Below are 15,043 nucleotides of genomic sequence, written 5' to 3' on the forward strand. Positions count from 1 at the left end.
ATGGGGGCAAACCGCAAAGACCGCGCTATAGCGCGCCGCACGTTCCTCGGCTTCGCGGCGGTGTTCACTACGGCCGGCGTCGTCGGGACGATCACGACCGACAACGCCAAGGCCCGTGCCGCCTTCGATGAGGCACTCGCTGAGTGGGTAGCCTCCGGAGAAGCCGTCGACGAATCGGCATCCGCGTTCAGTGCCGCCCAGACGGATGCCATCGCTGCGGCGGCTGAGGCATCGACGGTCATCGAGGTCACGAACGCCGAGATGCTGCAGGACTCAGCAACGCTCGACGCGCTGCGAGCGTCGTTGGATGCACTAGTCGCGGCGGGGCTGCTGACGATCGCCGCGCCGGGTGAGGTGACGGCTACGACAACCGCGCCCGACCCGCGCTCGACGCCAGACGTACCCGAAGGCCGAGAGGCGCAGCTCGCGCAGGCACAATCGCTCACCGAGGATACGGCCCACCTGACGGAGACTGCCGACACATCTGAGCAGTCGACCTCGGAGCTTGAGGCCGCCACCACTGCGGCGTTGGCCGACATCGACGCCGTCGTTGCGTCGGCAGCAGCTCACGGCGCAGCGGTCGAGGTGCCGAGTCTTGCCTCGCAGGAGACCAAGGATGCGTACGCTGCCGCGGTCGCCGCGCTCGGCGACCCGGCGGCTGGTAGCGCGTCGCAGCGGATCGGGGCGTACCAGCAATCATGGACCGCGGTCCAAGACTCGCAAGCCGCAGCTGAGGCTGCGCAGGCGCGGGGCAACAGTGGCGGCGGGGACGACGGCGTTCAGCCCACGTACATCAACGGCATCCTGATCGTCAACAAGACCTATCGCCTCCCCAGCTGGTACGGGAACGGGCTCACCGGCGACACGCTCGCCGCGTTCGAGCGGATGCGGGCGGAAGCGGCATCCGTGGGCCACAACCTCTGGATCGCGAGCGGGTTCCGCTCGTACGCGACGCAGGTCAAGGTCTACAACAGCTATGCGTCCCGCGACGGTTCGGCTGCCGCTGACCGCTATTCGGCGCGGCCCGGGCACAGCGAGCACCAGTCGGGCCTCGCGTTCGATCTGAACACCATCACGGAAGCGTTCGGCTACACACCCGAGGGTCAATGGGTCGCCGCCAACGCGCACCGATTCGGTTTCATCGTGCGCTATCCGCAGGGCAAAGAGGGCGTGACCGGATACATCTGGGAGCCCTGGCACCTGCGCTACCTCGGCGTCGACACCGCGACGGCGGTGTACAACAGCGGGCTGTCGCTCGAGGAGTATTTGGGCATTACCTCGGTCTACAGCTGAGCGCGTTTCGCCACCCCACCCGCCTATTCTGAGCGGCCTCCCGGAGGCAGTACGATCTCGCTCATGCCCGACTCTCCCGATGCGATCCCGGCACCCCGCCGATCGTTTCTCGACGATCTGCAACTGCTGATCGTCATCCTCCTCGGCGTCGTTTCGGTAGCGACTGCGTACGTTTCTTTCCAAGCGGCGTTGTACGGCGGCCAACAAGCCGCCGCGTACTCGCGCGGCGGTGCAGCCCAGACCGAGGCCGAGTCGCTCTACCTCGAAGCCAACCAGCAGTACGTGCAGGATGCCGAGACCCTGACACGCCTCTTCGAGTATCAGATCGAGATGGGCAGCGCAGACCCGAACCTCGCTGCCACAGCATCGGAGAAGTACGACCAGTTGTACTTCACGAGCGTCTCAGACGACCTGGACGCCGCGATCACGAGGGCTCAGGCCGAGAACGAGGCAGACCCAACGACCTACACCGATCCGCAGGGTTCAGAGGACTACCTTGAAGCGCTCTTCGGAGGATGGTCGGAGACGGATGCCGAGGCTGAAACTCTGCTCGCTCGAGGCGACGAAGCCAATCAGTACAGCGATCGATTGACGTTGAACACGGTCCTGATGGCGATCTCGCTCTTCCTCCTCGGTATCGCCGCGGTGATCCGAAACCGCCGCGCCCAGTGGGTCCTCATCGGCGTGAGCAGCGGCATCTTCCTGCTCGGCCTCGGACTGACGGTGATCATCCCCATCACCTGGTTCTAGAGAAGGTGCTTCGGTCCCCCGTACAAACGAAGAAGGGCGCCCACGCGGGGCGCCCTTCTTCGTTTGGTGGACCTGAGGGGACTCGAACCCCTGACCCCCTGCATGCCATGCAGGTGCGCTACCAGCTGCGCCACAGGCCCGGATGCTGCCCCAAGAGGCAACTAGAACAGATTACTACATCGGCGAACGCCAGCCGAACCGATGCAGCATCCGCTCTCAGTCTGTGACAGCCTGCGCCGGTCGATTGATGGGGACGATCGGGCAATCCTTCCAGAGGCGTTCCAGGCCGTAGAAGGCTCTCTCCTGCTCGTGGAACACGTGGACGACCAGATCACCGAAGTCCAGCAGGATCCACCGCGACTCTTGGCGGCCCTCGCGGCGCAGACGCTTGTGTCCTGCCTCCAGCAGCTTCTCTTCGATCTCGTCGGCGATCGCCGCGACGTTGCGTTCGCTGCGACCGGTCGCGAGCAGAAAGATATCGACGAGCGGGAGCGGCTCCGAGACATCCAGCGCCACGAGGTCCTCGGCACCCGTCGCCTCAGCCGCGGCAGCCGCGATCGCGAGCATCTGCTTCGACGTTTCAGTAGCCGTCACGCGCGCGCTCCCGTGCTCGCGTGACCCAACAAACCGGCGCAGCGCGTCACGAGAACACCCCTGTCGCGAAGGCGAGGATCAGGACGCCGACCAGAGCCAGCGCGAGAACGCCTGCGGTAATGGCGAGGGTCAGCATGAGCCGCGACCCCTTCTCAGGCGCGGGGGGCTTGATGATCTCGGCCGTCGTCTTCACCGTACTGATCGCTGCGCTGGCGGCGATCGGCGTCGGCGACGAGTGCTGCGGGATTTCCCCGTCGGCAAACGTGGCATCGATGTCAAAGCCCTCGGAGGTGCCGGGCATCTGCCCGGTCGTCGCGAAAAGGTCGGGCAGTGCCAGGCTGCCGGTGACGAGCACCTCGCCTGTGGCGTTGACGGGGGCCGTGATGCCCTGCGGCGGGGAATCCGTAACGATCAGCGCGCTGCCGGTGCCGGTCGAGCCCGCGCTGGGACGCGAGATGAGCTGGTCGAAACTCGGTCGCGGGTCGGGCTCTGTCGCCACGCCAGCGAGCAGTGCCGATCCGAGCTGCGGGCTCACCGTGCCGCGCTCCGCAGGTTCGCCCGACGCGAGTCCGGCCGCGGCCTGGGAGATCGGATGCTCCTCCGGCGATACCGGCGGAACCGAGACGAAGGGCACACGGTGGTCACCGTCAGGATTGTTGACGGCGAGAGCGTCAGTGTTGCCGGTACGCTCCCGGGCGCGCCGGCGGGTCAGAGGAGCCCCGTCAGGATCGGGAGTTGGCTCTGACGGGCTAGGGCCCGAACCCTGGCCTTTATCAGCCACGGCTGGCGACTCCTCCGCCGGAGCCGGTGCGGGCTCTCTCGAGGGGTCAACCGATCCCCCGGATGCCGCGGGCTCGGCTGACTCACCGGTCTCGGACGCCTCATCGGCGGAGTCCGCCGTGGCAGGAGCCTGCCCGACGTCCTGACGATCGTCGGCGTCGGACGGCGCCTTGGCCTCGTTCGCAGCTGTCGTCGCCTGGGCCGGCGGCATGATCGGCGTGCCCTCGGGCGTCAGGATCGGGGTTGCACCCGTGCTGCGGAGCTCCCGAAGCTGCCGACGCGTCAACGGCTGGTTCGGTTGCTGCTCATTCGTCATTCGTTGCTCCGATACAGATGGTGCTTCGCAATGTATTGGACGACTCCGTCAGGGACCAGGTACCACACGGGGTGTCCCCCGCGAACCCGTCCTCGACAGTCCGTCGACGAGATCGCCAGCGCGGGGATCTCTAGTTGGCTTACGTCCTCGACAGGGAGCCCGTCAGTGTTCAAGACGTGGCCGGGTCGTGAGACGGCGACAAAGTGCGCCAACTCCCACAGTTCATCATGATTTCTCCAGCTGAGGATCTGCGCAATCGCATCCGCGCCGGTAATGAAGTACAAATCCGCGTCGGGATTGAGTCGCTGCACGTCACGGAGAGTATCGATCGTGTAGGTCGGGCCGTCTCGATCGATATCGACACGGCTGACCGAGAAGCTGGGGTTGGATGCCGTCGCGATCACCGTCATGAGATACCGATGCTCGGACTCCGTGACGTCGCTCTTCTGCCAGGGCTGTCCGGTGGGAACGAACACCACCTCGTCCAGCCCGAAGGAGTCGGCAACTTCGCTTGCCGCGACCAGGTGCCCGTGGTGGATGGGATCGAACGTCCCGCCCATCACCCCGATTCGGCGTGCTCGTGCTGCCGACATCGGATGCCTAGTGGCCGTGCCCCGATCGCTGCAGCTCAGCCGCGTGGGTCTTTGCGTAAGCCTCAGCCTTGTGCGCGTGACGGTTCGCGACGTTGCGATACGACGCAGTCACAAGCGCCAAGAGCCCGAAGACAGCCAGGGCGATGATCCCGAAGATGACGGTCTCCAATGCCACGTTGCCGTGGTGCTCCGACTCTTCTGCGGCGAAGGCGAGAAGCGAGACGAGGGTCATTGAAACTCCGTTCGTGGCTGCGGCGACAGGTGCGCGTATCCAGCTTAGCTCTCAGCCGCGCACCTGACCGGCACCGCGCACCAGCCACTTCGTGCTCGTCAGTTCAGGGAGCCCCATAGGACCCCGGGCATGGAGCTTCTGGGTCGAGATCCCGACCTCGGCGCCGAAGCCGAACTCGCCCCCGTCCGTGAACCGCGTCGACGAGTTGACCATGACCACCGCAGAGTCCACCTCCGCGAGGAAGCGCTCAGCAGCCGCGGGATCCTCGGTGATGATCGATTCGGTGTGCTGCGAGGAGTATGTGCGGATGTGCTCGAGCGCGGCATCCAGGTCGTCAACGACACGGATGGCGACGTCGAGGCTCAGGTACTCCGTTGCCCAGTCCTCCGGTGTGGCCGGGACTACTCCTTCGGCTCGTGCCGACACGTCGACGTCACCGTGCACGGTCACGCCGGCTGCGTGGAGAGCCGCCACCAGGTCGGGAACGAGCCGGTCAGCGGCACCACGGTGCACCAGCACCGTCTCCACAGCGTTACAGACACTCGGCCGCTGTGCCTTGGCGTTCACGACGATCTCGAGCGCCCAATCGGCGCGCGCGCTCTCGTCGAGAACGATGTGAACGAGCCCGGCTCCGGTCTCGATGACCGGCACGGTCGATTCGGTAACAACCGTCTCGATGAGTTGGGCACTGCCCCGCGGCACGAGCACATCGATCAGGCCACGAGCCTGCATCATGGCCCGTGCCCCGTCACGCCCGAAGTCATCCACGGTCTGGATCGCTTCGGGGTCCACGCCGACGCTCTCGAGAGCCGCGCGCATGCTCGCGATGAGCGCCCGGTTGCTGTTCTCTGCGGCAGAGCCCCCGCGCAACACAACAGCGTTGCCGGAGCGCAGTGCCAGTGCAGCGATATCGACTGTCACGTTCGGGCGCGCTTCGTAAATGGATCCGACCACGCCGAACGGCACCGCCACCTTGGTCAGCGCAAGGCCGTTCTCGAGCCGACGCTCCTCGAGCACTCGACCGACCGGGTCGGGAAGCTCGGCGACCTCGCGCACCGCTGCTGCCAGCGCCGCGACCCGCACAGGGTCGAGGCGGAGCCGGTCCTGGAGCGCCTCCGAGAGCCCGGTGTCGCGGCCCCGTTGCAGGTCGGCCGCGTTCGCCTCGACGATCCGATCGGTGTCGGCTTCCAGTCGCGCCGCAACGGCGTTCAGCATGTCGCTCTTGCGCTGCGCGGAGAGCAGGCCCACCGTGCGCGCAGCGCTCTTGGCGTGCTGCATCCGCTCCCGAGCGCCGGTGACGGCATCCGTCGGTGACATCAGCGTGGTTGACATGATCGCCAGCCTACCGATCGACGGCGATGGGGCCGGTGAGAGCAGATGCGACAGGATGCGGATTCGGAGCGAACCATGTGCCGATGTTCTCGCCGCGCAGCGCCTGGTCAACGCGATCGGCGCTGGTGACAAGGACCCCCACGCCGGCAGCCGCAGCCAACCGCGCCGCGGAGACCTTGGTCGCGGCTCCCCCGGTCCCGACGCTGTTGACCACGACCGAACCAAACTGGAAACCGTGCAGGTCATCGCCCGGTTCCACGCGATCGATCGGGGTGGCACCGGGCTCGTCCGGCGGCCGCGTGTAGAGGGCTTCGATGTCACTGAGCAGAACCAGAGCGTCGGCACCAACGAGCTGGGCCACGAGGGCTGCAAGCCTGTCATTGTCGCCGAACCTGATCTCGTGCGTCGCGACAGTGTCGTTCTCGTTGACGATTGGAAGGATCCGAAGCCCCAGTAGTCGCTCCATGGCTCGCCGCGCGTTCGAGCGGTGCGTCGCGTTCTCCAGATCACCGGCAGTGAGCAGGACCTGCCCGGCAAGGATGCCGAACCGGTCGAGGCTGGTCTGGTACCGCCACATGAGCACGTTCTGACCCACCGCGGCCGAGGCCTGCTGGGTTGCCAAGTCATCCGGGCGGCCGTCGAGCTTCAGAAGCGGAAGGGCTGTCGCGATAGCTCCCGAGGAGACGAGCACGACTTCGGTACCGCGCCCATGAGCCGCAGCGATCGCGGCGACGATCGCGTCGATGCGCCAGGCGTGCTCACCGCTGATTGACGATGATCCGACTTTGACGACAACCCGTCGGCAACCGAAGAGACCCTCGCGCTCGGTCACAGTCACTGCTCGTCGTCCTCCGCCTCGCCCCGTGCTGCCAGCCGTTCGGCCTCGAGTTCCTCCCGCGCCTCAGCCTTCGCGTCCATTCGCTCGTGGTAACGCTCGCGACGTTGCGCGGTCGTACGCCGCGAGTTCTGGTCGAGGCGGGGATCGGTGCCGCGCGGCGCCGTCATCAGCTCCGCTACGGAGCTCAGCGAGGGCTGCCAGTCGAAGATCACACCGTCGTCGCCGCCGATGACGACCGTCGCGCCGGGCGTCGCGCCGAGGCGATACAGCTCGTCTTCGACACCGAGCTTCTCCAGCCGGTCGGCAAGGTATCCGACAGCTTCATCGTTCTGAAAGTCGGTCTGCTGGACCCACCGCAAAGGCTTCGCCCCCAGGATGCGGTAGACCGGGCCATACGTGCCGCCCTCGACGCGGACAGAGAAGTCCTGCTGAGCGCCGTGCGGACGGATGACGACACGTTCGGGCTTCGGTGTGTCCGCCTGCGCGGCCCGGTGCTCGGCGACGATGGAGGCCAGCGCGAAGCTCAGCTCGCGGAGACCAGATCGGCTCACCGTCGAAATCTCGAAGACGCGGTAACCGCGTGCTTCAAGGTCGGGACGCACCAGATCAGCGAGATCCCGAGCCTCGGGCACGTCGACCTTGTTCAGGGCGATGACCTGGGGGCGCTCGAGCAACGGCAGTTGCCCCTCGGGAACGGGATAGGCGGCGAGTTCCGCGAGGATCACATCGAGATCGGTGAGCGGATCGCGACCCGGATCGAGCGTCGCGCAGTCCAACACGTGCACGAGCGCCGTGCAGCGCTCGACATGCCGCAGGAACTCCAGGCCGAGTCCGCGGCCGCTGCTGGCCCCTTCGATCAGGCCGGGCACATCAGCGACGGTGAAGCGCACATCACCGGCTTCGACGACACCGAGGTTCGGGTGGAGGGTTGTGAAGGGATAATCCGCGATCTTCGGGCGTGCGGCTGAGATGGCGGCGATCAGACTGGACTTTCCCGCGGAGGGAAAACCGACCAGTGCAACATCAGCCACGGTCTTCAGCTCGAGGACGACGTCGCCTTCCCAGCCGGGAGTGCCGAGAAGTGCGAAACCGGGCGCCTTACGCTTCGGTGAGGCGAGCGAGGCGTTGCCGAGACCGCCGAGACCACCCGGCGCCACCACGTAACGCATTCCGGGCTCAACGAGATCGACGAGCACCTCGCCAGACGGGTCCTTCACGACGGTACCCAGCGGAACAGGAAGCTCGATGGATTCGCCGGCGGCGCCGGATCGGTTGTCACCCATCCCGAATCCGCCGTTGCCACCTGATCGGTGGGGCGAGTGGTGGTAAGAGAGCAGGGTCGTCACCTGGGGGTCGGCGACCAGCACGATATCGCCGCCGTGGCCGCCGTTGCCGCCGTCGGGTCCGGCGAGCGGCTTGAACTTCTCACGGCGAACCGACACACATCCATTGCCGCCCTTACCCGCACGAAGGTGCAGGGTGACGCGGTCGACGAAAGTGACCATGCGCTTTCTCCTGTCTTCGGATGCTTATCGGGGCCGGATGACGGGAAGGGGCGAGCCGAAGCCCGCCCCTTCCGAAAACTGATGTCAGCTGCAGATCACTCCGCGGCGGCCACCACGTTGACGACCTTGCGGCCGCCCTTGGTGCCGAACTCGACAGCGCCGGCCGACAGCGCGAACAGCGTGTCGTCGCCGCCGCGACCAACGTTCGCGCCGGGGTGGAAGTGCGTGCCGCGCTGACGAACGAGGATCTCGCCGGCGTTGACGACCTGGCCGCCGAAACGCTTCACGCCCAGTCGCTGGGCGTTGGAGTCACGACCGTTACGGGTAGAGCTAGCGCCCTTTTTGTGTGCCATTGCTGCGCCTTCCTGGGACTTACTTGATTCCGGTGACCTTGACGCGCGTGAGGTCCTGGCGGTGCCCCTGGCGCTTCTTGTAGCCGGTCTTGTTCTTGAACTTCTGAATGACGATCTTCGGACCGCGCTCTTCGCCGAGAACTTCGGCGGTCACGCTGACCTTGGAAAGCTTCGCAGCGTCGGTCGTGACGGTGTCGCCGTCCACGAGCAGCACGGCCGGAAGCTCGACCTTGTCGCCGATCTTGGCGGCGAGACGGTCGAGAACGACGATCGAGCCGACCGAAACCTTCTCCTGCCGGCCGCCGGCGCGCACTACTGCGTAAACCACTTCACACCTGTTTCTTCTGGGAGCACAGCGCTCCGGTCTGTCTGAGGGGTCATCCGTAGGGGATGACCGCTGCGGTGCGGAACCGAGGCCCTGACGTGCCGCCGTCCGGAACGCGGCACACGACGCACCAAAGGAATACTTTACCCGATGCGGCGGCGTAGTCGCAAAGCGGCGACTTGACTCATGTAAAAGGTCCGGGAACGGTGGCGTTTGCCTCAGATAGGAATGTCCGCGTAGTTCTCTGGCCGTGTGAGTCAGGAGTTGTCGATGGCCGCGCGCCGTGAGATCACGAAGAAGTTCGCCCGCGAGTATGTGCGGGCGGACAAGCATGCGAAGGGCGAGATCCTCGACGGGCTCGTCGCGGCGACCGGGTGGACGCGGGATCATGCGCGGCGGGCGATCCGATCCGCGAACGCCCGGACCGGTCCCGCGGGCCGGCAGCCCCGCAAACCGCGGGAGCGGAAGTACTCCTACGACGCGCTCGTGGTGTTGCAGGAGGTCTGGCGGCTGTCCGGTCAGCCCTCGGGCAAGTACCTCGCCGCGGTCATGGACGACACCTTGGAACGGCTCGTCCGGTTCGGTGAACTCGGCAAGGTCGGCCCTCGGGTCACCGACCTGGTGCTCGACGAACTGCGGTCGATGTCCGCGGCGACGATCGACCGGTACCTGAAACCGCACAAGGATGCCGCATACCCGGTCGCGCTGTCAGGCACGAAACCGTCGCACATCCTGCGGTCGTCGATCCCGCAGCGCACCGCGATGGATGCCCCGCTGACCGTGCCGGGGTTCTTGGAGCTGGACACCGTCGCGCACTGCGGCCACACCCTCAAGGGCGAGCACCTGTGGACGTTGAACGCGACCGACCCGGTGATCGGGTGGACGATGATGCGCACCGTCCGCAACAAGGCGTTCGTGCACGTGCACGAAGGGCTGAACTGGATCGCGAAGCACGCGCCGGTGCCGATCGCCGGGATGGACTTCGACAATGGATCCGAGTTCCTGAACTGGTCAGTGATCGCCTGGGCCGACAACCGCGACATCCCCCTGACCCGCGGACGACCGTACCAGCACAACGACAACGCGCACATCGAGCAACGCAACGGCGACTGGATCCGCAGACACGCGTTCCGCTACCGGTACGAGACCGACGCGGAAATGACGCTGCTGAACGAGCTATGGGACCTGGTGATGGCCCGCAAGAACCACCTGCTGCCCTGCGTGAAAGCGACCGGCTGGACCGCCACGAGATCCGGCCGAAAGAAGCGGATCTACGACACCCCCCGGACCCCGTACCAGCGACTCCTGGACAACGGCATCCTCGACGCCAAGACCAAGACGCGCCTCGAGCACGAGCATGCCAAGCTGAACCCGGCACGCATCACCCGACGGATCAACCAGATCCAGCAACAACTCATCGAACTGGCCTCAGCCCGCACCCAGGGAACCCGACCCGCCGCATGACCCACGCGGACATTTCACGTGAGGCAACCACGAATCACACCCGGACATCTTGACGTGAGGCAAGGCGAGCGGCCCTCATCGCCGACGACCTCAGTCGGCCAGCACCTATGATCGGCGCGTGACGATTCTGATCGACGACCCCCGCTGGCCGGCGCACGGCCGGTTGTGGTCGCACCTGATCAGCGACACTGACCTCGCCGAGCTCCATGACTTCGCGGAGCAAAACGACATCCCGCGCCGCGGTTTCGACCGTGATCACTACGACGTTCCCGCCGAGGCGCACGCGAGGCTCGTGGCGGCCGGAGCGCGGCCCGTCGACGGTCACACGCTGGTTCGCGCGCTCATCGCGTCGGGGCTGCGTGTGACGGCACGTGAGCGCCGTCAGGGCACGTAGGGACGACGGTCAGGACTCGTCGTCCGACCCTGCTGGCGTCGCAGAAACGGGAGTTCCTGTCAGCGCGGCAGTCGTCACACGACGCCGCCCGCGTCCCTGGCCGGGGGCCTTCGGCTCGGGTAGGGCGTTGAGCACAGAATCCAGGAGCAGTTCCTTCTCGGACTTGGGCTTCTCGGCTTCTGCCTTCTTCTTGCGACGCTTGGGCTTCTCGGGGGCCGGCTCACTCGCCTCCTGAACCGCCGCCACAACGACTTCCTCGACGGCCGCCGCATCGACGGGGGCGTGAATCGTGGATGCCGCGATCTGCGCGAGGGCCGACTTCACGCCCTCTGTGATGACGTGCGTGCCGTTGCCCGCCTGAGACGACGACGAGGAAGAGGACGAACCGTTCCCGGAAGCCGCGCCTCGGCTCCGACGCGGCGAACCATTGCCGGAAGCCGCGGTGCGGTGCTTGACGACAGGATCGTGATGAACGATGACCCCTCGACCCGCGCAGACCTCGCACGGTTCGCTGAAGGTCTCCAGCAAGCCGAGGCCGAGCTTCTTTCGGGTCATCTGGACGAGGCCAAGGGACGTGACCTCAGCCACCTGGTGCTTCGTCCGATCCCGGCTCAGACATTCCACCAGGCGACGTAGCACCAGGTCGCGGTTCGATTCGAGCACCATGTCGATGAAGTCGACAACGATGATGCCACCGATGTCGCGCAGCCTCAGCTGACGAACGATCTCCTCAGCGGCTTCAAGGTTGTTCTTGGTCACTGTCTCTTCAAGATTGCCGCCGGAGCCGACGAACTTTCCTGTGTTGACGTCGATGACCGTCATCGCCTCGGTGCGGTCGATCACGAGCGAACCGCCCGAGGGGAGCCACACCTTTCGGTCCAGCGCCTTCTCGATCTGCTCCGTGATCCGGAATTCGTCGAACGGATCGGCGTCACCCTCGTAAGCCGACACACGCTCGAGCAGGTCGGGCGCGACACCTTCGAGGTAGCGCGAAATGGTGTGCAGGGCATCTTCACCCTGGATGAGCATCCGCGAGAAGTCCTCGTTGAACACGTCACGGACGATCTTGACCAGCAGGTCGGGTTCGGAGTGCAGCAGCGCCGGAGCACCGGTGGTCTCGACCTGGCGGTTGATGTGCTCCCACTGCGCGGTCAAGCGCTGCACGTCACGCGTCAACTGATCTTCGGTGGCCCCTTCGGCCGCGGTGCGCACGATGACGCCCGATGACTCGGGGAGAACCTCCTTGAGGATCTTCTTCAGCCGCGCGCGCTCGGTGTCGGGGAGCTTGCGGGAAATGCCGTTCATCGCGCCGCCGGGCACGTAGACCAGGTAGCGGCCGGGCAGGGAGATCTGGCTCGTGAGACGCGCACCCTTGTGTCCGACCGGATCCTTCGTCACCTGAACGAGAACCTTGTCGCCGGACTTCAGCGCAAGTTCGATGCGGCGCGGCTGGTTGCCGGTCTCGACAGAATCCCAGTCCACCTCGCCGGAGTAGAGCACCGCATTGCGGCCCCGACCGATGTCGACGAAGGCTGCCTCCATGCTCGGGAGCACATTCTGGACGCGCCCCAGATAGACGTTGCCGATGAGGGAGGCATCCTGACTGCGAGCGACGTAGTGCTCGACGAGCACGTTGTCTTCGAGCACCCCGATCTGGACCCGTCCGTTCTTCGAACGCACAACCATCACGCGGTCGACGGCCTCCCGGCGCGCCAAGAACTCGGCTTCGGTTACGACGGTGCGGCGGCGGCCCGCTTCGCGCCCGTCACGACGGCGCTGCTTCTTGGCTTCGAGACGGGTCGACCCCTTGATCCGCTGCGGCTCGGTGATCACTTCAGCCTGACGCTGACGCGATCCGTTAGACCTGTTGTCCTCGCGGGACTCTCCCCCACCGCGGCGACGATTGCGGCGCCGCGATGATCCGGAGGGCTCGGAGTCGTCAGGCTCGTCCTCAGGAAGTGCGGGAAGAGGCGTGATCTCGGGCGCATAGAACATCAGCGCCGTCGAGACCGACGACACGAAGTTCTCGGGCAGCAGCCCCAGACTGACGGCAGTGGGCGGGCCCGCCGGCTCGTCGGCCGCCTGAGCCTCGTCGTTGCTGTCCGGCTCGGCGGGAGTCTCAGCCTCGTCACTCTCCGACTCGGCAGCTGACTGCTCCGGTGCCGCACCATCGTGCTGCGGCTCGGATGCTGCGGCGTTCTCGTCACTGGCGGAGTCGATCTGCTCGTCAGCAGGTGCAGCGTCCTCGCCACCGGCATCCTGTGCGGCCGGCTGCTCCGCGTCGACCGCGCCCTCCGGCGTCTCAGCCTCGGGAACGGCAGCCGGATCGTGTTCAGCCGGCGCCGACTCCGTCGACTCGTCTTGCGAGGCAGTCTGCTCCTCGGTCTCGGCGGCGATGGAGGACTCGGTCAGGTCGTCTCGTGTACCTTCCGTGTCGGCATCGATCGTGTTCTGTACATCGTTCTCATCGCCCATGTCGGCGTACTCCTTGCCGAGCGACCCCGCGCGTCGCCCGACGACATCTCCGCGACCCGGAGGTCGCTCATCAACTCGGTGTGCAGCAGGCTCGAAGCTCACGCTGCGACGGGCAGCCATTGCCCGGAAGTCTGTGACGACATGTCGCGCGGCGCGGCCGCGGACTCGTCCCGGCAATTATCGCACTATCGGAGCACAAACACTCCATTGGTTCGGATGACCCGCGCTTTTCAGGCGTCTCCTAAGAAGACGGATGCCAGAATTGACGCATGCCCGCAGCATCCGCTCGTCGACCCATCGGCCTTGCCGTCTGGCTCATCCTCGCCGGTGTCATCGGTTGGTACGCCGCGTTCAGCCTGACCGTCGAGCGATTCCACCTTCTGGCAGACCCGGAAGCGACAGCATCCTGCGACTTCAGCATCCTGGTGCAGTGCACGGCGAATCTGCAGTCGTGGCAGGGAAGTGTCTTCGGCTTCCCCAACCCGATCCTGGGGCTCGCTGGCTGGGTGGCACCGATCGTCGTGGGTGCCGCGCTGCTGGCCGGCGCACGCTTCGCTCGATGGTTCTGGCTGCTTTTCTGGGCAGGGATGCTGTTCGCGTTCGGTTTCGTGATCTGGCTCATCAGCCAGAGCCTGTTCGTCCTCGGCACCCTGTGCCCCTGGTGCATGGTCACGTGGAGCGTGACGATTCCGACGTTCTACGCCGTCACCGTCCACGCCATGCGCTCGGGCGCCTTTGGAACATCGCCCGGCCTGCTGCGGTTCTCGCGCGGTCTCATGAGGTGGGTACCGCTGGCGACAATCGTGAGTTACGGCATCATCGTCATCGTCGCGCAGCTGGCACCGACACGGGCCCTGACCAACATCTTCGGTCTCTAGAATCACGCCGCGCCGCTGGACGGGTCGGGGCGCGCAGGCCTAACGTGGCGCCATGAATCGGCGCGTCAGCATTGGAGTCATGGCGATGCTCCTCGTTGTCGTGTGCGCACCGTTGACGTCATGCCTGAGCGCTCCATCCACGGTGTGCGTCCCGGCCCTGACCGTCGATCCCGACAACCCGAGGCCAGGCAGAATCGTGACAGTCTCTACCACGGATGCTTGCCCCCTCCCCGCCGGCGCGGAGCTGACCGTGCGAATCCAGCCGGTCGGCGAGACGATTCCGCTCGCGCAAGCGCGTGTCACGCCGGACCCGGACGGGTCGTTCGCGGTGTCCATCACTGTCCCACCGACGATCCGCCCGGGGCAGGCCGTGGCGTCGATCTCGAACTACTGGGACATCGCGACGTGTCCCGAGGGAGCGTCGTGCGCCTCGGCGGCGGTCGAATTCACCGTCGCACCCTGACGACTCCCACGGATCCGTCCGAGCAGCGCCGCCGAGTCGTCAACCGAACCAGATCTCGAGCTCGCGCGCGGCGGACTCGGGGCTGTCGGAGCCGTGAACGAGGTTCTGCTGGACCGCCAGCCCCCAGTCGCGGCCGAAGTCGCCGCGAATCGTTCCCGGCGCTGCCGTCGTGGGGTCGGTGGTGCCTGCCAAAGACCGGAAGCCTTCGATCACCCGATTGCCGGCGAGACGAATGGCCACCGACGGACCGGACATCATGAACTCGAGAAGGGGCTCATAGAACGGCTTCCCGGCGTGCTCGGCGTAGTGCTTCTCGAGCCGATCGCGGTCGGGTTCGACCAAACGGATGTCGACGAGGGCGTATCCCTTCGCTTCGATGCGCGCGAGGATCGAGCCAGTCAGGCCCCTCGCTACACCGTCGGGCTTCACCAGAACGAGGGTCTCTTCGGTCGACATCG

At 66.1% G+C, this 15,043-nt stretch carries 17 protein-coding genes and 1 tRNA gene; 6 read left to right on the top strand and 12 right to left on the bottom strand.

Features of this window, described 5'->3' with window-relative positions; all coding sequences use genetic code 11:
* The gene (locus MICSW_RS08295; protein ID WP_464495145.1) at window positions 1–1,293 is read left to right on the top strand and encodes a M15 family metallopeptidase; all 1,293 of its coding nucleotides are present in this window, start codon (window positions 1–3) and stop codon (window positions 1,291–1,293) included.
* A gap of 63 nt (window positions 1,294–1,356) precedes the next feature.
* Window positions 1,357–2,043, top strand: a complete 687-nt coding sequence (locus MICSW_RS08300) for a hypothetical protein (protein WP_292726935.1) — start codon at window positions 1,357–1,359, stop codon at window positions 2,041–2,043.
* Window positions 2,044–2,107: 64 nt separating this feature from the next.
* Here MICSW_RS08300 and MICSW_RS08305 read toward each other — a convergent pair.
* The 10 genes from MICSW_RS08305 to rplU all read right to left on the bottom strand — a co-directional run bounded on the left by MICSW_RS08305 (window position 2,108) and on the right by rplU (window position 8,914).
* Window positions 2,108–2,183: transfer RNA gene (locus MICSW_RS08305), tRNA-Ala, on the bottom strand.
* 76 nt (window positions 2,184–2,259) lie between these two features.
* The gene (gene rsfS / locus MICSW_RS08310; RefSeq protein WP_464498286.1) at window positions 2,260–2,610 is read right to left on the bottom strand and encodes a ribosome silencing factor; all 351 of its coding nucleotides are present in this window, start codon (window positions 2,608–2,610) and stop codon (window positions 2,260–2,262) included.
* Window positions 2,611–2,683: 73 nt separating this feature from the next.
* The gene (locus MICSW_RS08315; protein WP_228178956.1) at window positions 2,684–3,733 is read right to left on the bottom strand and encodes a hypothetical protein; all 1,050 of its coding nucleotides are present in this window, start codon (window positions 3,731–3,733) and stop codon (window positions 2,684–2,686) included.
* Window positions 3,730–4,326 carry a nicotinate-nucleotide adenylyltransferase gene (gene nadD, locus MICSW_RS08320; protein ID WP_228178958.1) on the bottom strand — a complete coding sequence of 199 codons (597 nt, stop codon included), beginning with the start codon at window positions 4,324–4,326 and terminating at the stop codon, window positions 3,730–3,732. The genes MICSW_RS08315 and nadD overlap by 4 nt, the downstream gene beginning before the upstream one ends.
* A 7-nt stretch (window positions 4,327–4,333) precedes the next feature.
* On the bottom strand, window positions 4,334–4,558 hold the full coding sequence (locus MICSW_RS08325; protein ID WP_228178960.1) for a hypothetical protein: 225 nt from the start codon (window positions 4,556–4,558) through the stop codon (window positions 4,334–4,336).
* Window positions 4,559–4,609: 51 nt separating this feature from the next.
* Window positions 4,610–5,890, bottom strand: a complete 1,281-nt coding sequence (locus tag MICSW_RS08330; RefSeq protein ID WP_464495148.1) for a glutamate-5-semialdehyde dehydrogenase — start codon at window positions 5,888–5,890, stop codon at window positions 4,610–4,612.
* Window positions 5,891–5,900: 10 nt separating this feature from the next.
* Window positions 5,901–6,728, bottom strand: a complete 828-nt coding sequence (gene proB, locus MICSW_RS08335) for a glutamate 5-kinase (RefSeq protein ID WP_228178964.1) — start codon at window positions 6,726–6,728, stop codon at window positions 5,901–5,903.
* Complete coding sequence (gene obgE, locus MICSW_RS08340) at window positions 6,725–8,233, bottom strand: GTPase ObgE (protein ID WP_464495150.1); 1,509 nt, start codon at window positions 8,231–8,233, stop codon at window positions 6,725–6,727. The genes proB and obgE overlap by 4 nt, the downstream gene beginning before the upstream one ends.
* A gap of 95 nt (window positions 8,234–8,328) precedes the next feature.
* Window positions 8,329–8,586: a 50S ribosomal protein L27 gene (gene rpmA, locus MICSW_RS08345; RefSeq protein WP_228178968.1), complete on the bottom strand. Its 258-nt coding sequence runs from the start codon at window positions 8,584–8,586 to the stop codon at window positions 8,329–8,331.
* A gap of 19 nt (window positions 8,587–8,605) precedes the next feature.
* Window positions 8,606–8,914: a 50S ribosomal protein L21 gene (gene rplU / locus MICSW_RS08350; protein ID WP_228178970.1), complete on the bottom strand. Its 309-nt coding sequence runs from the start codon at window positions 8,912–8,914 to the stop codon at window positions 8,606–8,608.
* Between the two features lie 267 nt (window positions 8,915–9,181).
* Here rplU and MICSW_RS08355 point away from each other — a divergent pair, with 267 nt between their 5' ends.
* Window positions 9,182–10,375 carry an integrase gene (locus tag MICSW_RS08355; protein WP_228179575.1) on the top strand — a complete coding sequence of 398 codons (1,194 nt, stop codon included), beginning with the start codon at window positions 9,182–9,184 and terminating at the stop codon, window positions 10,373–10,375.
* Between the two features lie 118 nt (window positions 10,376–10,493).
* Window positions 10,494–10,769 (top strand): DUF4031 domain-containing protein, encoded by a 276-nt coding sequence (locus tag MICSW_RS08360; RefSeq protein ID WP_228178227.1) that lies wholly within the window; start codon window positions 10,494–10,496, stop codon window positions 10,767–10,769.
* A 9-nt stretch (window positions 10,770–10,778) separates the two neighbouring features.
* On the opposite strand, the gene MICSW_RS08365 is transcribed toward MICSW_RS08360, so the two are convergent.
* Entirely contained in the window at window positions 10,779–13,244 is a 2,466-nt protein-coding gene (locus MICSW_RS08365) for an Rne/Rng family ribonuclease (protein ID WP_292733791.1), read from the bottom strand.
* Between the two features lie 269 nt (window positions 13,245–13,513).
* Between MICSW_RS08365 and MICSW_RS08370 the strand changes: the two genes are divergently transcribed.
* Entirely contained in the window at window positions 13,514–14,122 is a 609-nt protein-coding gene (locus tag MICSW_RS08370; RefSeq protein ID WP_292733779.1) for a vitamin K epoxide reductase family protein, read from the top strand.
* A gap of 196 nt (window positions 14,123–14,318) precedes the next feature.
* Window positions 14,319–14,585 carry a hypothetical protein gene (locus MICSW_RS08375; protein ID WP_292729267.1) on the top strand — a complete coding sequence of 89 codons (267 nt, stop codon included), beginning with the start codon at window positions 14,319–14,321 and terminating at the stop codon, window positions 14,583–14,585.
* A gap of 39 nt (window positions 14,586–14,624) precedes the next feature.
* Here the strand turns inward: MICSW_RS08375 and ndk are convergent, their stop codons facing one another.
* Entirely contained in the window at window positions 14,625–15,041 is a 417-nt protein-coding gene (gene ndk / locus MICSW_RS08380) for a nucleoside-diphosphate kinase (protein WP_228178224.1), read from the bottom strand.
* Window positions 15,042–15,043 lie beyond the last annotated feature (2 nt).

It is taken from the genome of Microbacterium sp. SW12, assembly GCF_055391095.1.